Raw genomic sequence first — 21157 nt, 5'->3', positions numbered from 1 at the left:
ATTAATTCACGAATATCAGGCATTCTTTTCACCTCTTTACCGAATTATCTCGATGCGAATAATTACTTAGAAAACTTTGATTCGTGGAATTTCTTCATGATACCTTGTTGTGATAATAAGTTACGAACAGTATCTGAAGGTTGAGCTCCGTTAGCTAACCATTTTAACGCTAATTCTTCGTTGATTGAAACTTGTGCTGGGTTTGCAACTGGGTTGTAAGTACCAACTGTTTCAATGAAACGTCCATCACGTGGAGAACGTGAATCTGCAACTACTACACGGTAGAAAGGATTTTTCTTAGATCCCATACGTTTTAAACGAATTTTAACTGCCATTTTTTTACACCTCCATGTTTTCATCTCACAGTTAGTAATATTATCAGAAAAGAAATCAGTTGTAAAGTATTTTTTCTTTACACTCTTATTTTTTTACTTTTCCCTCTCAAAACCCTTATTTTATGAAGAAATTAGCGTTTTCTTAAATTATTTGATATAATATGGCTGATATTATACTTAAAAAGAAAAGAGTTGAAAGTATGCCAAATTCAAATAACTTTCGAGAATTTTCAAAAGAATTCTTGAATTTTTGGAATCAACCCTTGCAAAAAAACTTACGTTTTATCTTTAATGTAAGCTTCTCCGTTATCAAAAATCTATTATTCATCCTTTTATGTGGGTGCATTTTATTAGGAATTTTTGGTATGGGTATTGGTTTAGGATATTTTGCAAGTTTAACTGCCAATGAAAAACCTTTATCACAAGAAGAAATGGCAGATGCGATTACGAATCTAAATTTAGTTTCAAGTTTCTATTATCAAGATGGCGAAAAAATTTCTGATGTAACAAGCGATGAAGTTCGATTAGTGACTACATTAGATAAAATTTCTCCATATGTAAAAGATGGAATCGTTGCGACAGAAGATAGTTATTTCTATCAGCATAATGGAATTGTTCCAAAAGCACTAGTCCGTGCACTGCTTCAAGAAGCTGTCTCTTCTAATTCAGGAGTTTCTGGTGGTTCAACTTTAACGCAACAATTAATTAAACAACAAATTTTGACAAGTGAAGTAACCTTTAAACGAAAAGCCAATGAAATTTTATATGCTCTTCGTTTAGAAAAATATTTTTCTAAAGATCAAATTTTAGAGGCTTACTTAAATGTTTCTCCATTTGGACGAAATCATAATGGATTAAATATTTCAGGTATTGAAGAAGCTGCGCAAGGTGTCTTTGGAGTATCAGCAAAAGATTTAACTTTACCTCAGGCGGCTTATTTAGTCGGAATGCCACAAAATCCAATTACGTATACTCCTTATACGAACTACGCTACTCTAAAAGAAGATATTTCTGCAGGTCTTTCTCGTATGAAAACTGTGTTGTTTAGTATGTATCGTGAAAAGAAAATTACAAAGCAACAATATGACGAAGCATTAGCTTATGATATTACTCAAGACTTTTTAGAACCAGAAGAAATTTCAACTCAACGTCAATCGTATTTATATCAAGCAGTTAATCGTGAAGCTACAAAAATTTTGATGAAAAAAATGGCAGAGAAAGATCGATTAACCTATGAACAATTAAAGAAAGATACAGAATTATTCAATCGATATTATGATCGTGCGAATGCAGAATTAGCAACAGGTGGGTACAAAATCACTTCTACTATTGATCAAGGCATCTATGAAGCGATGCAAGAATCCACAGCTATTAACGGAAGTAAAATAGGTCCGACTTACCAAACACCTTATATTGATCAAAATACTGGCGAAGCAAAAAAACAAACGGATATGGCGCAAAATGGTGCTGTTTTAATTGAAAATAATAGTGGTCGTATATTAGGCTTTGTCGCTGGACGAGATTTCCAAGTCAACCAAGTGGATCACGCTTTTACAACACATCGATCACCTGGTTCTACGATTAAACCAATTCTCGTTTATGCCCCTGCAATGGAAAATAATATTATTTATCCAGCAAGTATTATTCCAGATACAAAAATTAGTATTTTACAACAAAATGGAACTTATTGGGAACCTACAAACTACGGGAACCGAATTTCCAATAATTTCTTAACCGCTCGTCATTCATTGAAAAATTCATTAAATAATCCAACCATTAAAATTTTCCAAACAATGCTTTCTAAAGGCATTAATGCTGGAGAATATTTGAAAAAAATGGGTATTCAAGGAATTGGTGAAGAAGAATATCAAAATATCGCATTATCTATTGGTGGAACAAAAACTGGACCGACGGTAATGGAACAAACTAGTGCCTTTTCTACTCTAGCAAATGGTGGTGTGCATCACGAAGCTTATTTAATTGAAAAAATTGAAGATATTCGTGGAAAAGTCGTTTATCAACATGAAGATGTCTCTACTGAAGTCTTCTCTCCTGCAACAGCTTATCTAACAACCGATATTTTACGTCAAGTTGCTGCAACGACTGATTTTTATAATATTAAAGGGAATTTAAAATTCACTTCAGATATTGCTGGAAAAACTGGTACATCTGAATTTGAAATTGATAACTGGTTCGTTGGCTATACTCCAGAAGTAACACTAGGATCATGGATTGGATACGATAACTTCTATAGTGCTCGTTACTCGATTACTGAAGCAGATGGTTATGGACATCCAACTATGAGAAGTTTAAGAAACTGGACTAGTTTAATGAATGCTGTTTACAGTGCAAAACCAAGCTTATTTAATCAAAGTGCAAAATTTGTTCAGCCTTCAACCGTTTATCAAGATTCCGTTGTTTCTACAACTGGAACAAAATCTGGAACAGCTTCTTATAATGGACAAACTTATTCGATTAGTGGTGATACTACAACCGATTTATTTAAAAAAGGTTTCGGTCCAATCGCTCCAACTTATCATTTTGCTGTAGGTGCTACAAATGCAGAATTAGAAAAATATTGGAACGGATTAAGTGATAAAGAAAAAGAAGAAGAAAAGAAAAAGGCTGAAAAAGAAAAAGAATCTAGTGAAGAGAAAGATAAGAAAAAATCTTCATCTGAAAAACCTACTTCTTCAACAGCACAAACTACAAAATCTAGAAACTAAAAAAGAAGACTTCGAGTGAACTCTCGAAGTCTTCTTTGTATTATGATTTCGTTGATTGTCTATACTCAATTTTATAAGGTAATGTAATTTCAGTTTCAACTACTTCTTCCTTATTCATAATTTTCGTTAACAATCTCATTGCAACTGCCCCGATATCATAAAGAGGTGGTGCAATGGTTGATAATGTAGGACGAGTCATTTTTGTTAATTTTGAATTATTACTTGAAATTACTTCAAAATCTTTTGGAACTTTTACGCCTAAATCATATAAACCATTAATTAAGCCAACTGCTGCTTCATCATCTGTCACAACTGCTGCAGTAATACCAGCTTGTACTAATTTTTCAGCTAATACTTCACCACATTGATATGTCATTGGAATTTCGTATACAAATTTATCATTAAATTCAATATTTGCTACTGATAAAGCAGACTTATAACCTTCTAATCTTAAATCAGAAGCCACTGTATTTTTTAGAGAAGCAGTAACAAATGCAATGTTTTTATGTCCATTTTCAATCAGTTGTTGAATGGCTTCTTGTGTGGCTATTTTATAATCAATATTTACAGAAGCTACTACATGATCTGGATCAATTGTTCCTGCTAATACAATTGGTGTTTTTGAACGTACAATTTCTGTACGTAACTCAGATGTTAAATTATTCCCCATGTAAATAATTCCATCTACTTGTTTAGATAATAATGTATTTAATACTTGAATTTCTTTATGATTATTTTGATCCGAATTTGCTAAAATAATATTATATTTATACATCGTAGCAATATCATCAATCCCTCTTGCTAAACTTGAAAAATATAAGTTTGTTACATCAGGAATAATAACCCCTACTGTTGTAGTTTTTTTACTTGCCAATCCACGTGCAACTGCATTTGGACGATAATCTAATTCATCAATAACATCTAGAACTTTTTTTCTTGTTGCTGGTTTTACGTTTGGGTTCCCATTGACAACTCTGGAAACTGTTGCCATAGAAACATTTGCTTCACGAGCAACATCATAAATTGTAATTGTCTGCTTTTCCATACCTATTCTCCTTTAATTATTTAAAAAATTATGTATTTGTACACTAATCTAAGTAAAGGTTATCATTTTTCACGAACTTTTGCAAGCGTTTCATATAACTATTTTCATATTTTTTGAAACTCTTTACATTTATAGAGCTATTTGTGATAAAATATGCTTATAACTATAAACATGGAGGCTTCATTATGAGTAATAAACAAACTTATTCTAACTTTATTTCGACTTTAAAAACATTGAATTGCGACATTGCATTCATTCAAGATCCGACAACGATTAGCCTACTAACTCACTATACAACCGATCCACATGAACGTATTTTAGCGTTAATTGTATCTGCTAATCATTCTCCACTACTCTTTGTCCCTGCTCTTGAAAAGAATATGGCTCAAGCTGCTGAACCAACTTATACAGTTATCAGCTATCTAGATCATGAAAATCCATGGGAAATCTTAACTGCTGCCATTCAAGAACAATTTAATTTCCCTACTAAATGGGCTGTAGAGAAGAATTTCATTACATTACACACAGTTGAAAACTTAAAGAAAGAAATTCCTAGTATTCAATGGACAGATAATTTAACTCCAGTTATCAATGATTTACGATTAAGAAAAGATACTGATGCCATTCAAAAATTAAAAGATTCCGGAACATATGCTGATAAAGCGGTAGAAATTGGAATTCAAAGCTTAAGAGAAGGAATTAGCGAATTAGAAGTTGTCGCTAAAATAGAATATGAAATGAAAAAATTAGGAATTACTTCAATGAGTTTCGATACAATGGTATTATTTGGAGACCATGCAGCTGACCCACATGGAGTTCCAGGAGATAGAACATTAGAAAAAAATGAATGGGTACTCTTTGATTTAGGAACCATGCACAATGGATATGCCAGCGATATGACTCGTACAATTTTCTTTGGAGACGAATCTGGTAAAGATCCACGTCATCAAGAAATTTTTACAATTGTAAAAACGGCTCATGATTTAGCCATTCAAGCAGTTAAACCTGGAATGAAAGCTAGTGAAATTGATGCCATTGCTAGAAATTATATTGCTGAAAAAGGTTACGGCGAGTACTTCATCCATCGTTTAGGACACGGTATTGGACAAAGTTGTCATGAATTCCCATCTATCATGGAAGGCAATGATATGATTCTAGAAGAAGGCATGTGCTTCTCAGTTGAACCGGGAGTATATATTGCAAAAGACTTCGGCGTTCGTACAGAAGATTGTTTAGTAGTCACAAAAGACGGATGTGAATTATTTACCCACTTCCCTCACGAAGTTACAAAAAACTAAGACATAAGAAAAACCGAGGAATTTTTAGTTCCTCGGTTTATTATTTAATTACTTAGAAATTCGTAGCTCTAGCGAGGCTGCTTGCGTCCTTAGCTACTTCAGGTAAGTCTAGTTTTTTCGGTCTCTCATTATATCCATTCCAAGTAAAAAGACTTACCGCCGTAGCTTGAGTACTAGAAGCTACTAGGCTTCTAGTACAGGAAACTTTGAGACCTAGGCTCAAAGTTTAGCAATGAGACTCGCTTTTTAGCGAGGCTGCTTGCGTCCTTTAGCTACTTCAGGTAAGTCTAATTTACTATTTTACCTCTTCTTTAAGTTCCGCAACAACTTCTTCTGCTTTTTCTTTTTTAGCCGCAAAAGTATCTTGAACTTTACTTACCGTTTGAGAAACTTCTTCTTTCAAATTAATAGCAGATCTTGTAACAGTATCTTTTAATTGAGAAGCTGAATCTTTTAAATTCACTCGAATATCCTCTGTAGCATTTAACGCTACCTCTGACAATTCAACACCCTTCTCAATTGAAATATCTACATAATCAGATAATTGTTCCTTCAATTCATCTGCTTTCACCGCTAAATCTTCACGTAATTCTTTACCAGATTTTGGTGCAAATAATAATGCTGTTGCAGCTGCTGCCACACTACCAATAAATGCTCCTAAAATAAATCCACCTGTTTTTTTACCCATTTTTCTTCACTCCGTTCGTTATTTTTTCTTTCTTGATAAAATCGCTTTTCCAACAGATAAAACCCCTAAAGTTCGAGCCGGTTTAATACTTGATACTTTAGTCGCAAGGGAACGAGTTGAATGATTTACATCAGAAACTGTTAATCCTAAATCTCCAATAGCTGTAAATAATGGATCCGTTCGTTTTACTTTTCCATTAATATCATCTACCAAAGCATTTGTTTTATTCAATAATCCCTCTACTTCAATAGACAAATTATCGACATCCCTTGTAATAATCTCAATAGAGTTGTTCACATAGTTTAATGTTTGATCAAATTTACTTAAAATCGGATTCAATCTTAACACTAAAAAGACCACTAACCCTAAAAATGAACAGGCTGCAATTAAAGCTGCAACTTCTATTCCAGACATTTTGAACATCCCTCCTCAATTTCCGATATTATCAATCATAATACCACTAACTTAAACAAAACGCCACTAAAAAATGATAAAGTATTGGTAAAATTCTTCTACTGTGTTACACTATTTCTTGTAATCAAAAGGAGGTTGCATCATGAATATTAGTTCAACCATTCAAAGCTTTTTTGAACGATATTGGCTTTCCATACCGTGGGAAATGATTTTATCTGATATTTTATCAAAATTAATTTCTTTAGTGTTTCTTTGGATTTTATTTCTGATTAGTAAAAAAATTTTGCATAAAGTTTTCCAAAAAACTGTTCTTTCCTCTATTCAATTATCCTCGCAAAGTATTGCTAGAAAACAAACATTAATGCGCTTATTAGAAAATGGTTTAGACTACTTACTCTACTTTGTATTAATTTATTGGATTTTAGTCATTTTAGGGATTCCTATCACGAGTTTATTAGCAGGAGCTGGAATTGCTGGTGTTGCCATTGGTTTAGGTGCTCAAGGATTTCTAAGCGATGTCGTAAATGGGCTGTTTATTTTATTAGAACGTCAATATGATGTTGGCGATACCGTTATTATTGGAGCAGTAACAGGAACTGTTGCAAGTGTTGGTGTAAGAACAACTCAAGTACGTGGATTTGATGGTACACTTCATTTTATTCCAAATCGTAGTATTTCTGTCGTTAGTAATCAATCTAGAGGAGATATGAGAGCTTTAATTGAAATTCCTCTTTATAATGATGTAGATTTAACAATTGTTTATGATACAGTCGATCAAGTCAACACTAAAAATGCTGGACAATATCCAGAAATTGTAAAAGGTCCAACCATTATTGGTCCACAAACTCTTCCAAACGGACAATTTGTTTTCAAAATTAGTATTTTTACGAAAAATGGAAAGCAACATATGATTTATAATCAATTCTTAAAATTGTATCAAGAAGCTTTAATTGAGGCAGGTATTTCACTTCCAACAAGTAATACGGCACTAAATATTGCTAATAAATAAAAATGTTACTCCCGTAAAAAGGAGTAACATTTTCTTATTTTTCCACTAATTCATAGTTACGATTTAATTCATGAACCATATAATTCACTCGTTTTAACACTTCTTTTCTTGTCACAATTCCTACAAATTCTTTATTCTCATTTGTAATACATAAGAAATTATGATCCACTAGTTCATTCAATACATCTTCAATATCCGTTTCCAGTGTAATCGTTGGAAAATTCGTTTCCATCGCTTCTTTCACTTGAAAATCATGTAATTGGCTTAAATCAATCTCTTCCAGTGTTGCCACTTGATTTAAAATCATCGCTAATGAAATTAATCCTGTTAATTTATTTTGACGATTAACCACCGGAATAAGTGAATAACGTACATGAGTTAAGACTAACATAGCATGATCTAATGTATGATCCTCTTCCAAAATTGCTACTTTATCTGCTGCAATAAATAATTTATCCTTTTCTTCTAGTAATAAGTCTTGTACTACTCGATTAATCATGAATAAATCCTCTTTCTGTATCTAAATGATACTTATAATGAAGTCCCTCTAATGGATGATGTTTCATATCAAAATATTGTAATTCAATTTCTAATTCTGAATGAATCGTCAATACAGCATAAGTCGGAGTCATGGCAAAATGTCCTCTTGGATAAGAAACACTTCCTGAATTAACACATAATACTCCTTCATAAGTTTCCTCATACAGTTTATGCGTATGACCATAAAAAGCTACTTGAGCTCCTTGTTCTTTAGCAAACTTCGCTAATCGATAGACACCACTATTCACTGCTTGCATATGACCATGCGTTACTAAAAACCGAATTCCTTTTGCTTCTAATACAGCTACTTCAGGATAATTTGTATCGTAATCACAATTTCCCGTTACTCGAAGACACTCTTGGAAAACAGCATCTTCATACGGAAATTCTGAATCCCCACAATGAATAAATTGGACTTCAGGATCTGATTGATAGTGTTCAAATACTTTTTGTAGTGCCATTTTTTGTCCGTGATTATCGCTCATAATAATAATTTTCATACGCTCACCTCTGACTAATAATTTACCGATTCAAGCCATTCTTCCCATTGTTCCATTAATAAGTTCACAGCTTTTGCACGGTGACTGATTTGATTTTTTTCTTCTCGTGTTAATTGCCCAAATGTTTTTTGAATTTCTGGGACGAAGAATAATGGATCATATCCAAATCCACCTTCTCCTGAAGGGAATTTTGCGATTTCTCCATCACAAATACCTTCAACGACTAAAGATTCATGATTTGGTGCAGCCATTACTAAACAACAATGGAAATGTGCACTTCTTCTATCAGACGGCAATTCCCCTAATTCCGCTAATAATTTTGCATTATTGGCAGCATCACTTTTTTGATTTCCGGCAAATCGTGCAGAATAAACTCCTGGTTGTCCCTCTAATGCATCCACACATAATCCTGAATCATCCGCTAATACAATTTTTTGTAGTCTTTCAGCAATTGTTTCTGCTTTTAAACGAGCATTTTCTTCAAATGTATGACCTGTTTCATCTACATCTTCCAATTCTGGAAAATCTAATAATGTTTTTACTCTATACCCTTTTGGTTCGAAAATACTAGCAAATTCTTTTGCTTTTCCAGCATTTTTTGTAGCGATCACTAATTCTTTTTGAGACATATGTTCCTCCCTATAAGCTTCTAAACGAACTTTCTCAACCGTTAATGGACTTCTATTTAACCAATTTTCCGCAATTTCTTTAAATAAAATAGGTGAACCAGTTGTATAGATTTCTAATATTGGAGAAGGATTCGTTTCGTAATTTTCTGCTAAATGATTAAAGTCTAATAACGCACTTACGGTCGACACAGTTTCTGCCCCTGAATCAATTAATGTAACTTGAGGCCCTACAACTGCTTGGATTCTTTGTTTTAACAATGGATAATGAGTGCATCCTAATATTAAAGTATCAAATTCTTTTCCCATTAAAGGTTGTAATGTCTGAGCAACCACTTTTTTGGCAATGGGTGAATCCGTCTGGTTACTTTCTACTAAAGGAACAAATTTTGGACATTCTAAACTTGTCACCCTCAATTCATGATTTTTCTTTTGTAATGTTTTACGATAAACGTCACTTTGAATCGTTGCGTGAGTTCCTAATACTGCAATTTTCTGTATTTTTGTTTGTTTAATCGCTGCTAAACTTCCTGGCTGAATCACGCCCACTACTGGAATATCTAATATTTCTTGTAATTCTTCTAAGACTACTGCTGTTGCTGTATTACAAGCAATCACAATCATCTTTACATCTTTTTTAAGAAGAAACTGAACCATTTCTTTTGTAAATTTTCGAATTTCTCCTACTGTTCGATTTCCATACGGGCATCTTGCAGAATCTCCTAAAAAAATCATTGATTCATGAGGCAATTGTTTTAAAGCTTCTTTTAAGACTGTTAGTCCTCCTACACCCGAATCAATGAATCCTATTGCTTTTGACATGTTGTTCACTCTTTCTTCTTTTCTCTTGATTCATTATACCATGGATTGTTCGATTTTGTATGAAAAGCCTATTTTCTTAAAATCTTCATAATAAATAAAACATGTTAGCAAATACTACTAACATGTTTTACCGTTAAACATCGGAGACTGTACTCTTACTTTCATGTTTATAAATTGCAAGTAGGAATAAAACAGTCATCACTACACAAAGAATGACATTTCCAATCAATAGATTTTGAATATAGAAATTGTAACTCGCTAATAAGAAATTTAACAAATTCGGAAGCGATGTTACAATCATGACAAGAATTCCAACGATTGGATACATTAAAAATAGCAAATACACAAATGCTTTTTTCGACGTAAATTTATTCATCACAATGAAGAAAGTTGTCACTCCCATAAAACTTGCAAACAAGCTAAGAAAAATTGCGATTATTCCAGTCATAGAATTTAAACCAAACTGTATCATCTCAGGGCTAAAATAAATATGAACCGACCCGATTGTCCAATCCATGTGTAAAGCTGAAGCCATTAAAAAGATGATCACAGCGATTAGTACATTGATACTATTCAACAACAATTCATTCATAATAATTTTCTTTCTAGTTAACCCTGCCATCGTACTCAATTGAAATTGAGGGATACATTTTAAAAATATACTGAATATCATCGCAAATGTCATCAATGTACTTCCCTCACCCTCAAACTCAAACACAAAACTTTCCATACGAGGAATCAGTGAAAAAATAATGACTATACCGAGAACGAATAAAACTGTTAATCCTATTACTTTTAAACGTTCCACTAAAAATAACTTTAGTAATCTTTTTTGTAAATTTGACATGACGATCACCTCTACATTCCTACGCCGACTTCTTTACTTTCATGATGACGAATCACAAAGTATAATAGTAAAACACAAATGGCAATCATTATATAACTAAGTGGGATATTGTATTGAATCATTCTATCTAGGAAATTATTCACTGCTTCTGAACGAGCAAATATTCCTAAAAGTGCAAATATTCCCCCTAAACTTGTTGCAGTAACGATTAACACAATTTTTTGATTGTTAAACTTATTTAAAATAAACCCTATAATTGATGAGAATAAAAACATCACTAGTAACCATCCCCATAAAGAAATAGTTCCTAAAACAAAGTCATTTTCTAGATCAGTCCATTGAATTAAATGAATTCCCACTGAAGATGCTTTACTAGCTAATACATAAAAGAAAATATTTTTGAGTGTTAATAATGTTGTCATAATAACTCCCATATAAATCGGAAATTGATATTGTTCTCTTCTTGTAAAACTCAATTGATTCATTATTCTAAAATCAGCAACTGAAAAAGCTATTCCTAATAAAGTAATTGCTAAAAAACTTATGGCAGGTAAATTAATTGTAAATGAAAATCCCTCGGATCTATCGATAAAATTTAGAACATTAATGACACCCAAATAAGAACCTAAACCAATTAATAAAATACGTAAATAATCTAAAATTTGAATTTTCAACAATTGATAAAATCGAGTCATTTTATTCACCTTCCTTGCGAGTTAGTTGAATAAAGTACTCTTGTAATGTTAAACGACGTACAGAATAATCAGCTGTTTCTTGAGGAACTTGTTGTGAAATAATTACTGCTTGTAATTGATTTCCAACTTCCTCTTGATGAATAACAGTTTGATTTGAGATAAACTCACTCACAACTGTTTTTGATCCGGTTACTAAATAAGCATGTTGTAAAATCTCTTCAACACTTGATTGTTGGAAAGTAACCCCATCACGAATTACAATGACTTCTTCTAATAAGTACGTAATTTCTTCAATTAAATGCGTCGCAATGACAAAAGTTCTCGGTCTACGAGCATACGCTTCTAATAATTTTTTATTAAATAATTGACGGTGGTTTGCATCTAATCCTAAAACTGGTTCATCTAAAAATACATAGGATACAGGTACACTTAGTGCTAATGTTAACTTTACAATACTCTTATATCCTGTAGATAATTCGACTAATTTCTTTTTCTCATCTACACCGAATACTTTCATGCATTCTTTAGCAAAGTCGATGTCAAATTCTGGATAAATTTCTTGGAAAACTTTAACAATTTTTTTCACTTTCCAATCAATTGGGAACCAATTTTCAGGACTGGATAAGTAAATGTCACTCATTGCTTCTGGAGTTGTCCATAAAGGCTGATTCTCTAATAAGATTTCTCCTGAATTCTTTTCAATTCGATGAGCAATCATATTTAACACAGTACTTTTTCCAGCACCATTTCTTCCTAGTAATCCATAAATACTTTCTGGTTGTAATGTAAAACTCACATCTTTTACTGCAAGATTTTTTTTATATTTTTTTGATAAATTTCTAACTTCTAATGTCATATCTTTCACTCCCTTATCGAGTCATTTCTTTTTCAATCATTGATAATAGTTCTTGACTACTAATGCCTAATGTTTGTGCTTCTTGAACGATGGTTGGAATGGTCGATTCCAAAAATTCTTTTTGTCGTTTTGATTGGATAATATGCATCGCACCTACGCTAACATAAGTTCCTAATCCTCTACGTTTTTCTAAAATATCTTGTGCAACCAATAAATTCATCCCCTTTAATACTGTTGCTGGATTAATTTGATAACTCGTGGATATCTCTGTTGTTGAAGGAACTTGATCGCCTTCTTGGTAAGTTCCTCTAAAAATTTCTAATTCTAGTTGGTAAGCCACTTGTTGAAATAATGGCAAGTCACTTTGAAAATCAAATTTCATTCCTCTCTTCCTTTCTATAAAATCAAATACTTTACCAGTTAACTACTTGTGTAACTAACTATAATCCTTTTATCTCGTTTTGTCAACTAGTTAGAAAATATTTTTTGTCACTACTTATAAAATTTAAGAAGAAAAAATTCCCTTTGTTTGCAAGGTCGCCAGCAGCCACCTTTGGTGTCTCATGGCTGAAATTCGAGCCTAGGTCTCGAATTTCCCCTGTAAAAATCAAAAAAAAACTAGATTTTTACTAATGCTACAAAGAAAATTTTTTCTTCTTAAATTTTTCTATCCGTAAACAAAACTATTGTGCATTTTTAGATTGCCGTTTATAGATGTTTATAAGCAGAGCGATGATTGCTCGAATAATTTGTATATTACACAATTTGTGTTATACTAAAGATACAAAAAGAGCCGAGCGCGAACTCGACTCTCTTGTAGACCGTTAAAAAGACGGTGGCTATTTTATGATGATTTAACACCACTCAGCTAGTCAAAGTCATGAGCGGTGTTATTTTTTTGTCATTATTTCTATGATTTTGACAATCAATGACAACAATGCCAATAGTACCATGGCAAAGGTTCCTATCAATGTCATTACTTCATAGCTTGACAAATCGCAACCTCCTTCCTAGTAGCTTTAATTCAATGCTCATAAGCATCACCTACCTTATTAAGAGATTGCCACCGCTTTCAAACTTTCTACGCATATACTCTACCATAAACATTTCTAAAATGGAATGGCTCTATTTTTATTTCATTCAATTAAGAAATTACGGTCCCCTCTGATAAAATTCCAAAAGAAAAAATTTCTTTGCTGCATAAATAAAAATCCATTATTCATGGATTTTTATAGGGAAAATTCGAGACCGAGGCTCGAATTTTAGCCATGAGACTCGCTTTGCGAGGCTGCTGGCGACCTTGCAACCAAAAGGAATTTTTTCTTTTGGAATTTTATATACGAAAAAAATCCTGCCAAATGATTTCTCACCGACAGGATTTTTTAGAAAAGTCTATATCTTATAAATATTGTTCTAACAATTCTTCTAATTGTTCTTTAGAATGGTAGCCGATTACTTTATTTACGACTTCTCCATCTTTCTTAACAAGTAAAGTTGGAATACTCATTACTCCAAATTGACGAGCAGTATTAGGATTTTCATCAACATCTACTTTTGCAAAAGTCACTTTATCTCCTAATTCTTCGTCTAAAGCATCAATAACAGGAGCTTGCATACGACATGGTCCACACCAAGGTGCCCAAAAGTCAACTAACACAACTCCTTCATTTGTTTTTTCTACAAAATTGCTATCATTTAATGATTGTACCATTAAAATCACCCTTTCTTCTCACTTGTAACCATAGTATATCAAGCCTTATTCTATTTACAAAATATTCTGCTCACGAAAAATTCCACAATTGCAAAAACAACGAGCCTCAGATTTTTGCGAAGCCGGTCTTATCTTTTGCTACATCTGAAAAGTTAATTATTTACGTTTATTCATATACATCCATTCAATGAGAAAAGTCTATTTCTAAACTATTTAAATAATACTACAGTAGCACCGTTTCCTCCCATATTCATTGGAGCAAATTCATAAGAAGCCACACTACGATGTTTCTTCAGAGTCTTATGAACCCCTTGTTGAATCGCACCCGTACCACGACCATGAATAATCGTCACACGAGGATATCCCGCTAATAAAGCTGCATCTAAGAACAAGTCTAAATCCTTAATAGCTTCCTCATAACGCTTCCCACGTAAATCTAATTCTGTTGAAACATGACTCGAACGATGACTTTTCACAATCACTTGAGTTGGTTTACTTGGTTCTTCTTCAATACTAATCAAATCTTCAACCGGTAATTTCATCTTAATAATTCCCATTTGAACGACCCATTCTTGCTCGGAAATTTTTTCAACTAAAGTTCCTCTTTGTCCAAAACTTGTGACTTCTACACTTTGTCCTGGGCGCAATGATTTCTTAGCTTTTTCACGTTTCAATACTTTATTTTTCTTCAACACTTGCTCATGTTTTAAATCCGTTAAAGCTGTTTTCTTCTCAATTAATTCATGTTCTTTCACAACTGTTTCCTTACTCTTCAATTGCATTGCACGAATATCCGATAAGATTTTTTCTGCATCTTCTTGACTTTGAGATACTAATTCATTGGCTTTTTCTTTTGCTTGTTCAATGAGTCGAGCTTTATTTTCCTTGAAGTTTTCTGTTTCAAGTTTCAATGCTTCTAATAATTGCGAACTTTCTTTCAATTGTTGTTGAATCACTGATTTTTCTTGGTCTACAATGCGACGTTTTCTTTCTAAATCAGAAATCATTTCATTCAATTCTTGACTTTCAACAGAAATAAATTGTCGTGCTTGTTCAATGACAACTTTTGGAAGTCCTAGTCTTGCTGAAATATCAAATGCATTACTTCGTCCCGGAACTCCTAATAGGAAACGATACGTAGGTTGAAGGGTATCACTATCAAACTCCATACTTGCATTAATCGTTCCTACTCGATTATATCCATAAACTTTTAACTCAGGATAGTGAGTCGTTGCAATGACATAACTTTGTTTTGTCCCAATATAATCTAAAATCGCAATCGCGAGTGATGCTCCTTCTTGCGGATCCGTTCCTGAACCAATTTCATCCATTAATACTAAACTTTTTTCATCAATTTTATGTAAAATTGAAACGATATTTGACATATGTGATGAGAATGTACTTAAGTTTTGTTCAATCGATTGTTCATCCCCAATATCTGCGAAAATTTGAGTAAAAACTCCTACACGACTGTCCGGTAGTGCTGGAATATATAATCCCATTTGTGCCATTAATTGGATAATCCCAATCGTTTTTAAAAGAATGGTTTTACCACCCGTATTTGGACCAGTAATGACAATTGACTGATATTCTTGCCCTAAAATAATATCATTAGCAACTACTGATTTTGGCGAAATAAGTGGATGTCTAGCTTGCCAAATCGCAACATGATTTTCTTCATCAATAATCGGCTCATTTGCTTTTATTTGTTTAGCATAGAGTGCTTTTGCATTTGCGATATCTAAACGAGATAATACATAGTGATTTTGTGTTAGTGAAGGTGTATGAGGCATTAATTTTTCAGATAATTCCAGTAAAATGCGCTCGACTTCTTTCTTTTCTTGTAATTGATAATCTCGTAATTTATTATTCAAGTTTACAATCGCTTGTGGTTCCATAAATAATGTTTGCCCTGTTGCACTTTGGTCATGCACAATTCCACCAAAGGTTGATTTGTATTCTGCTTTAACAGGAACAACATAACGATCATTACGAATGGTAATTAAAGAGTCCGTTAAATATTTTGCATATTTACCAGTAACATACGTATCCAATTGACCTTTAATTTCTTGTTCAGTTCTGGAAATTCCTTGACGAATTCCTTTTAACGCAACTGAGGCATCATCTAATACATATCCATCTTCACGGATCGATAACTGTAATTGTTTTGAAATTTCTGGTAAATATTCTAATTTTTCTACTAATTGTGGCAATCGATCTAATGTAATTTCTTCTTCTTCCACTTTTTCAAAGAAAGTAGCCACTTGATTCGTTGTTTGTAATACTTTTAATATTTCGCTTAATTCTCTTCCATTTAATCCTGCTTCAACTTCTAATCGTTTAATTGATACACTAATATCAGCTAATTTAGGAATGGGAATTCCTTGTTTTAATCGTAAAAGCGTCACTGCATCTCTTGTTTCTTCAATTTTATTTCGAATTTTTTGAGCATTCGTTTCAATTGGTAATTGAAGAATCATTGTTTTTGCTTTTTGAGTATTTGCAAATTCTCTTACAGCATGTCGAATTTTATGAAATTCTAAAATCTCTTCAATTTTTTGATTCATGCTTTTTCCTCCTTTAGACAGAAAAAAAGTGAAAAATAAAATATTTTCCACTCTTATAGATTATATTATTCTTAACTGAATGGATTTCTAATCATAGATTATGAAAACAACCACATTTTAACAATTCCTGAGAATAATGGAGTATGTGTCACAATCCAATTTGCTAGAGTATGTCCTTCAAAAATCTTTTGTACTGAATCCGTAGGAATCATCGCTACTAAATATAGTACAAAGAAAATCGCTACATAGTGGAAAACAAATCCTAAAATCGCTCCTCCTAATGTATTAAATTGCTTAATAATTGGTAATTTTATCATTTCTTTAATTACAGTAGTAATCAAACGAACAATTGCCCAGTTCACAACCATAATAACAATAAATGAGAATAAGTAATAAAACGATTGATCCATTCCTAATGCTTGACCTTCAGAAAAAATCGCTAAATGCGTTCCAGGAATGTATGATGGAAAAGGGACATACATTTCAATCATTTTAGAAAATGCTCGATAACCAAATATAGCAATAAAAGTAGAAATAATATAGCCAATAAAATGAAGGATTTGTAAAGCTAATCCTCTTCTAGCACCTGTATAAATTCCTAATAATAAAAATAATAAAATGCCAATTGTTACCATCGAGCACCTACTTTCTCCATAAATCTTCTTGTTCCGCAAATTGTTTTTCAAATTGTTCCTTACGTTCTAGAGCAATACTTTGACGTTTACTTCCTCTAGGATGAGAAACATTTTTCTTCAATTGTTGATTTTCTTCTTCTAACATCATTAATTGTTCTTGTTTTTCTAATTGTACACTTACTGCATTAATCGCTAGTAAAATAGCTTTTTCTTCATTAGAACATTCTTTTGCAACTTCACCAAGTTCATTCCACTGTTCATTTAATAATTTAATGACGCTATGCATATGCTGATGAGATTTAGTACCTAAAATGGTATACGTCTTGCCAGCAATATTTGCACGATAACGCTGTTTCTTTTGAGACACCACTTTCATCCTTTCATTCGTTACCATATTATGTTAAGTGTACCATTTTTTCACCAAAAAAACACGTAAAATGGGATTTTAAAACGAAAAAGAAGCCTCACGGCTTCTTTTTTTACTTTAGAAGAATAAACTGTTATTTTTTTCTGATTGATAACTATCACGTACACGTTGCGCAGAACCAGGATCAACTTGGTTTAATGCTTTTTCGATAATCGCTAATGATTCAGCATAACGATAGAAATGATTAAATTGTTCTAAAGCTTGTTGAATTGCTGTATCGATTTCAGGATGTTCTAAACGATAACGATTGGCTTGTTGAATCATGTACTCTGTTAATTGAGCATTATCCACTATTTCTTCTGTCATAATGTCTAATTTTTCAACATCATCTTCAATAGTTTGATTTAATCCTGTAATTTCAGTCATATCTAATTTTACACGATTCATTAATTGAGATAATTGTTCGATACGAGAACTTGTTGCAAAGAATAATTCTAAATATTCTTTTGGTAAGCCTGGTAAATGATATTTTTCAATCGTACGTTTCATATTACGTAAGTCTAATTCAAAAACATCTAAACCATCACGAATACTTTTCTCTTGTTGACTTAAATCTGTCAATGTATTCACTAATGCTAATTGATTTTCATCAATTTCTTTTAAAGTATTTAATACAATTTCATAATGTTCTTTCACAATTGAATAAGGAACTTGTTGATTTTGTAATGCTTTACTGTAGTAAGCAACAGCCTCTTGTTCTTTTTCCAATTGTTTTGCAAAATCTTGAACACGATTAAATTCATTATTCGCTAGTACAAAGTTTTGAGATACACGATCTACTTCAATATTCACATAACGATTGCTTTGTAAAACTTGATTTAATTTTCTTTCTACTTGAGTACGATTTCTCTTCACAAATGCTTTTGCTTCATATTCAGTTTCCATTACTAAATATAATTGATCAATTTCACGTGCTACTTTATCTAATTGTTGACGAGCTTCTTCTAATTCAGTTGCTTTAATATGTTCTCTTGCAACCGCAATAATTTCTTCAATTTTTTGAATTTCACTTGGAATAGAAATTTTAGGGAATTGATAATGCTCTTCCACCATTTTTTGATAGCCTTCTTTTAAGTCAGCTACTTGGTCTTCATATTCTTCTTCGATTTCTTTTAAATATTTAGGCACTTCTTCCACAATTTGTTCAAAATCTTGCATTTCTGCTTCGATTCGTCCTAGAACTTCTTTAGCTTCTAAGTGGTCACCTTCATTGGTTAAAGTATTGAATTTTGTAAAATCTAATTCTAAATAAGATAAACGTTTTTCTAATGACTCTAACGCTTCACCAAATGAAAAACTATGAGCCAATAAATCTTTACGCATACTTGCATAACGTTCTTGTAACACTTCTAATTCTTCACGGTTTTTCTTTTCGCTATCTAATAATTTTTGTAATGCAGTGTAAATTTTATCGACTTCTGCTTTTGTTTCCTCAATTAATTGACTAGCTTGATTTGAAATTTGAGAACCTTTAATAAAATTTAAACCTTGTGTATATTGTTCAGCACTTACTAATGCAGCTTCGATTTCTGGAAAACGGAAACGAGTAATAGTTTGCCAAGTTGCTTGCCAAGTTTCATACGTGCGTTTTGTTTGTCCTGTTAAATTCAGATTTTTTAACGTAAATAAAATGTCTGCAATTGGTACAGTCATTAATTTTTGTTTTTTTACTCCTAATTCTTCGATAACTTTACTTTGCTTTTGACTTAAGTAATGTGCTACTCCATAACCAATGGCCCCTAACACCACGATTATAAGTAAGAAATATAAAAATCCCATATCTCTTCCTCCAAATTTATTTATCTACATATTAATTTACATACAGGACTAGTATATCACGTTTATATACTGTATAGCAAAAATTTTTTTCGAAAAAAAAGGACCAAAATCCGTAATTTATAGCGAATATTTAGTCCTTTAGAAAGTTTCTTTGATTTCTTATTTGATTAATTCATAAATTGCTTCTGCATAAATCGCTGTTGAACGGAATAAATCATCTAATGCAAAGAATTCATTTGCTTGGTGCATTGTGTCAATTGAATCTGGGAATAAAGCTCCATACGCTACTCCACGTTCAAAAATACGACCATAAGTTCCTCCACCGATGGATTGTTCATGTGCTGGAAGTCCTGTTTGTTTTGCATACACCTCTAATAATGTTGCTACCAATGGATCTTCTGGTGAAACATAGTGAGGCACTTGAGATTTACCTGCAGAAACAGTCAATCCATAATTAGATGACACAGCATTTGCTTTTGTTTCAACTGTTTTTGCATCAATTCCACGTGGGTAACGGAAGTTAACTACTAATTTTCCTCCTACTTCAGGAGCAAATGTTAAAATTCCTGCATTTGCAGTTAATGGTCCCATTACTGAATCTTCAAATGGTACATTTAATTTTGCACCATCTGTATCTAAGTGAAGAACGTCTGCTGCAAATGACAAGAAGTTTTTCGCTTGTCCTGCAAACTCATATTGATTTAAGAATGTTGCTAAATAAGTTGCTGCATTAATTCCTGCATAAGGTGTTGAACCATGAGCTGATTTACCAACTACATCTAATACAACTACACCTTCATTCACTGAAGCTGTTCCTTCTACTGGATTTTCAGCAATATAAGCATCAAATGCTGCTACAAATTCTGAAGAATTTGGAACGACTACTTCTGCATGAGCATCTTGAGGTACCATGTTTTCTCTTAATCCAGCATTGAAGTTTTTCAATTGGAATTCTCCATTGCTTTCTCCTGCTGCTAGTTCAAAATGTAGAGATAAAATTCCTTTTTCTCCGTTAATAATTGGGAATTCAGCATCTGGTGAGAATCCAAAATCAGGCATTTCTTCTGTTTGGAAGTAACGATCCATACATTTCCAACCAGATTCTTCATCTGTACCAATAATGAAACGAACACGTTTTGATACTGGTAATCCTAATTCTTTAATCATTTTTAACGCATAATAAGCTGCCATACTTGGACCTTTATCATCACTTGAACCACGTGCATAAATACGGTCATTAATAATTTGTGGTTCAAAAGGATCTGTTTCCCAACCTGTTCCAACAGGAACAACGTCCACATGTCCTAATACTCCTAATGTTTCTTTATAGTCAGGATTTGGAGCAAATTCAATATGACCTGCTAAATTTCCAACCATTTTTGTTGTAAATCCATCACGTTCCCCAATAGCTAAAAAGGCTTCTAAAGCTTTTTTAGGACCAGGCCCTACTGGTGCATCCTCACTTGCTTTTGAATCATCACGTACACTATCAATACGTAATAAATCAAATAAATCTTTTAATAAGTCTTCTTTACGACTTTCAACTTCTTTTTTCCAATCAATTGTCATATTATCGCTCCTTTACGAAATTCATTAGGTTTATCTTATCATTTTTCTATATAATTTGCTAGAAGAGA

Annotated in this window: 21 protein-coding genes; 3 read left to right on the top strand and 18 right to left on the bottom strand. The window is 32.6% G+C overall.

Annotated elements, in window-relative coordinates:
* Window positions 1-62 precede the first annotated feature (62 nt).
* Window positions 63-335 carry a 30S ribosomal protein S16 gene (gene rpsP, locus RYL55_RS05795; RefSeq protein ID WP_006702874.1) on the bottom strand — a complete coding sequence of 91 codons (273 nt, stop codon included), beginning with the start codon at window positions 333-335 and terminating at the stop codon, window positions 63-65.
* A gap of 365 nt (window positions 336-700) precedes the next feature.
* Here rpsP and RYL55_RS05790 point away from each other — a divergent pair, with 365 nt between their 5' ends.
* Window positions 701-3061, top strand: a complete 2361-nt coding sequence (locus RYL55_RS05790) for a transglycosylase domain-containing protein (RefSeq protein ID WP_315008038.1) — start codon at window positions 701-703, stop codon at window positions 3059-3061.
* 40 nt (window positions 3062-3101) lie between these two features.
* Here the strand turns inward: RYL55_RS05790 and ccpA are convergent, their stop codons facing one another.
* Window positions 3102-4106: a catabolite control protein A gene (ccpA, locus tag RYL55_RS05785; RefSeq protein WP_315008037.1), complete on the bottom strand. Its 1005-nt coding sequence runs from the start codon at window positions 4104-4106 to the stop codon at window positions 3102-3104.
* A 185-nt stretch (window positions 4107-4291) separates the two neighbouring features.
* On the opposite strand from ccpA, the gene RYL55_RS05780 reads away from it, so the two are divergent.
* On the top strand, window positions 4292-5404 hold the full coding sequence (locus RYL55_RS05780; RefSeq protein ID WP_315008036.1) for a Xaa-Pro peptidase family protein: 1113 nt from the start codon (window positions 4292-4294) through the stop codon (window positions 5402-5404).
* A 295-nt stretch (window positions 5405-5699) separates the two neighbouring features.
* Here RYL55_RS05780 and RYL55_RS05775 read toward each other — a convergent pair whose 3' ends face one another.
* Window positions 5700-6092: a YtxH domain-containing protein gene (locus tag RYL55_RS05775; RefSeq protein ID WP_315008035.1), complete on the bottom strand. Its 393-nt coding sequence runs from the start codon at window positions 6090-6092 to the stop codon at window positions 5700-5702.
* An 18-nt stretch (window positions 6093-6110) separates the two neighbouring features.
* On the bottom strand, window positions 6111-6506 hold the full coding sequence (locus RYL55_RS05770) for a DUF948 domain-containing protein (RefSeq protein WP_315008034.1): 396 nt from the start codon (window positions 6504-6506) through the stop codon (window positions 6111-6113).
* A 142-nt stretch (window positions 6507-6648) separates the two neighbouring features.
* Here RYL55_RS05770 and RYL55_RS05765 point away from each other — a divergent pair, with 142 nt between their 5' ends.
* The gene (locus tag RYL55_RS05765; protein WP_399545682.1) at window positions 6649-7515 is read left to right on the top strand and encodes a mechanosensitive ion channel family protein; all 867 of its coding nucleotides are present in this window, start codon (window positions 6649-6651) and stop codon (window positions 7513-7515) included.
* 34 nt (window positions 7516-7549) lie between these two features.
* Here RYL55_RS05765 and cbpB read toward each other — a convergent pair whose 3' ends face one another.
* From cbpB to pepV, 14 genes are all read right to left on the bottom strand, one after another.
* Complete coding sequence (cbpB, locus tag RYL55_RS05760; protein ID WP_315008033.1) at window positions 7550-8014, bottom strand: cyclic-di-AMP-binding protein CbpB; 465 nt, start codon at window positions 8012-8014, stop codon at window positions 7550-7552.
* Entirely contained in the window at window positions 8007-8555 is a 549-nt protein-coding gene (locus RYL55_RS05755) for a metallophosphoesterase (RefSeq protein WP_315008032.1), read from the bottom strand. Before RYL55_RS05755 ends, cbpB begins: the two co-directional genes overlap by 8 nt.
* 14 nt (window positions 8556-8569) lie before the next feature.
* Window positions 8570-10003: a glutamate racemase gene (gene racE, locus RYL55_RS05750; protein ID WP_315008031.1), complete on the bottom strand. Its 1434-nt coding sequence runs from the start codon at window positions 10001-10003 to the stop codon at window positions 8570-8572.
* 133 nt (window positions 10004-10136) lie between these two features.
* On the bottom strand, window positions 10137-10850 hold the full coding sequence (locus tag RYL55_RS05745) for a hypothetical protein (protein WP_315008030.1): 714 nt from the start codon (window positions 10848-10850) through the stop codon (window positions 10137-10139).
* Window positions 10851-10861: 11 nt separating this feature from the next.
* A complete protein-coding gene (locus RYL55_RS05740) occupies window positions 10862-11545 on the bottom strand; it encodes a hypothetical protein (RefSeq protein ID WP_315008029.1) in 684 nt (227 codons plus the stop codon).
* Window position 11546: 1 nt separating this feature from the next.
* Window positions 11547-12401 (bottom strand): ABC transporter ATP-binding protein, encoded by an 855-nt coding sequence (locus tag RYL55_RS05735; protein WP_315008028.1) that lies wholly within the window; start codon window positions 12399-12401, stop codon window positions 11547-11549.
* Between the two features lie 13 nt (window positions 12402-12414).
* Window positions 12415-12783 (bottom strand): GntR family transcriptional regulator, encoded by a 369-nt coding sequence (locus RYL55_RS05730; RefSeq protein WP_315008027.1) that lies wholly within the window; start codon window positions 12781-12783, stop codon window positions 12415-12417.
* Window positions 12784-13291: 508 nt separating this feature from the next.
* Window positions 13292-13396 (bottom strand): putative holin-like toxin, encoded by a 105-nt coding sequence (locus tag RYL55_RS08470; RefSeq protein WP_396276372.1) that lies wholly within the window; start codon window positions 13394-13396, stop codon window positions 13292-13294.
* Window positions 13397-13800: 404 nt separating this feature from the next.
* On the bottom strand, window positions 13801-14112 hold the full coding sequence (trxA, locus tag RYL55_RS05725) for a thioredoxin (RefSeq protein ID WP_006702889.1): 312 nt from the start codon (window positions 14110-14112) through the stop codon (window positions 13801-13803).
* Between the two features lie 209 nt (window positions 14113-14321).
* Window positions 14322-16679 (bottom strand): endonuclease MutS2, encoded by a 2358-nt coding sequence (locus RYL55_RS05720; RefSeq protein WP_315008026.1) that lies wholly within the window; start codon window positions 16677-16679, stop codon window positions 14322-14324.
* A 98-nt stretch (window positions 16680-16777) separates the two neighbouring features.
* Window positions 16778-17314, bottom strand: coding sequence for a CvpA family protein (locus RYL55_RS05715; RefSeq protein ID WP_315008025.1), 537 nt, complete (start codon window positions 17312-17314; stop codon window positions 16778-16780).
* Window positions 17315-17321: 7 nt separating this feature from the next.
* On the bottom strand, window positions 17322-17681 hold the full coding sequence (gene zapA, locus RYL55_RS05710; protein WP_315008024.1) for a cell division protein ZapA: 360 nt from the start codon (window positions 17679-17681) through the stop codon (window positions 17322-17324).
* Window positions 17682-17798: 117 nt separating this feature from the next.
* A complete protein-coding gene (locus RYL55_RS05705; protein WP_315008023.1) occupies window positions 17799-19520 on the bottom strand; it encodes a septation ring formation regulator EzrA in 1722 nt (573 codons plus the stop codon).
* A 159-nt stretch (window positions 19521-19679) separates the two neighbouring features.
* Window positions 19680-21089 carry a dipeptidase PepV gene (pepV, locus tag RYL55_RS05700; protein WP_315008022.1) on the bottom strand — a complete coding sequence of 470 codons (1410 nt, stop codon included), beginning with the start codon at window positions 21087-21089 and terminating at the stop codon, window positions 19680-19682.
* Between the last annotated feature and the right edge of the window lie 68 nt (window positions 21090-21157).

Origin of the sequence: uncultured Granulicatella sp. (genome assembly GCF_963515615.1) — a bacterium.
Classification (GTDB): domain Bacteria; phylum Bacillota; class Bacilli; order Lactobacillales; family Aerococcaceae; genus Granulicatella.
This window is presented reverse-complemented; position numbering and strand designations above follow the sequence as displayed.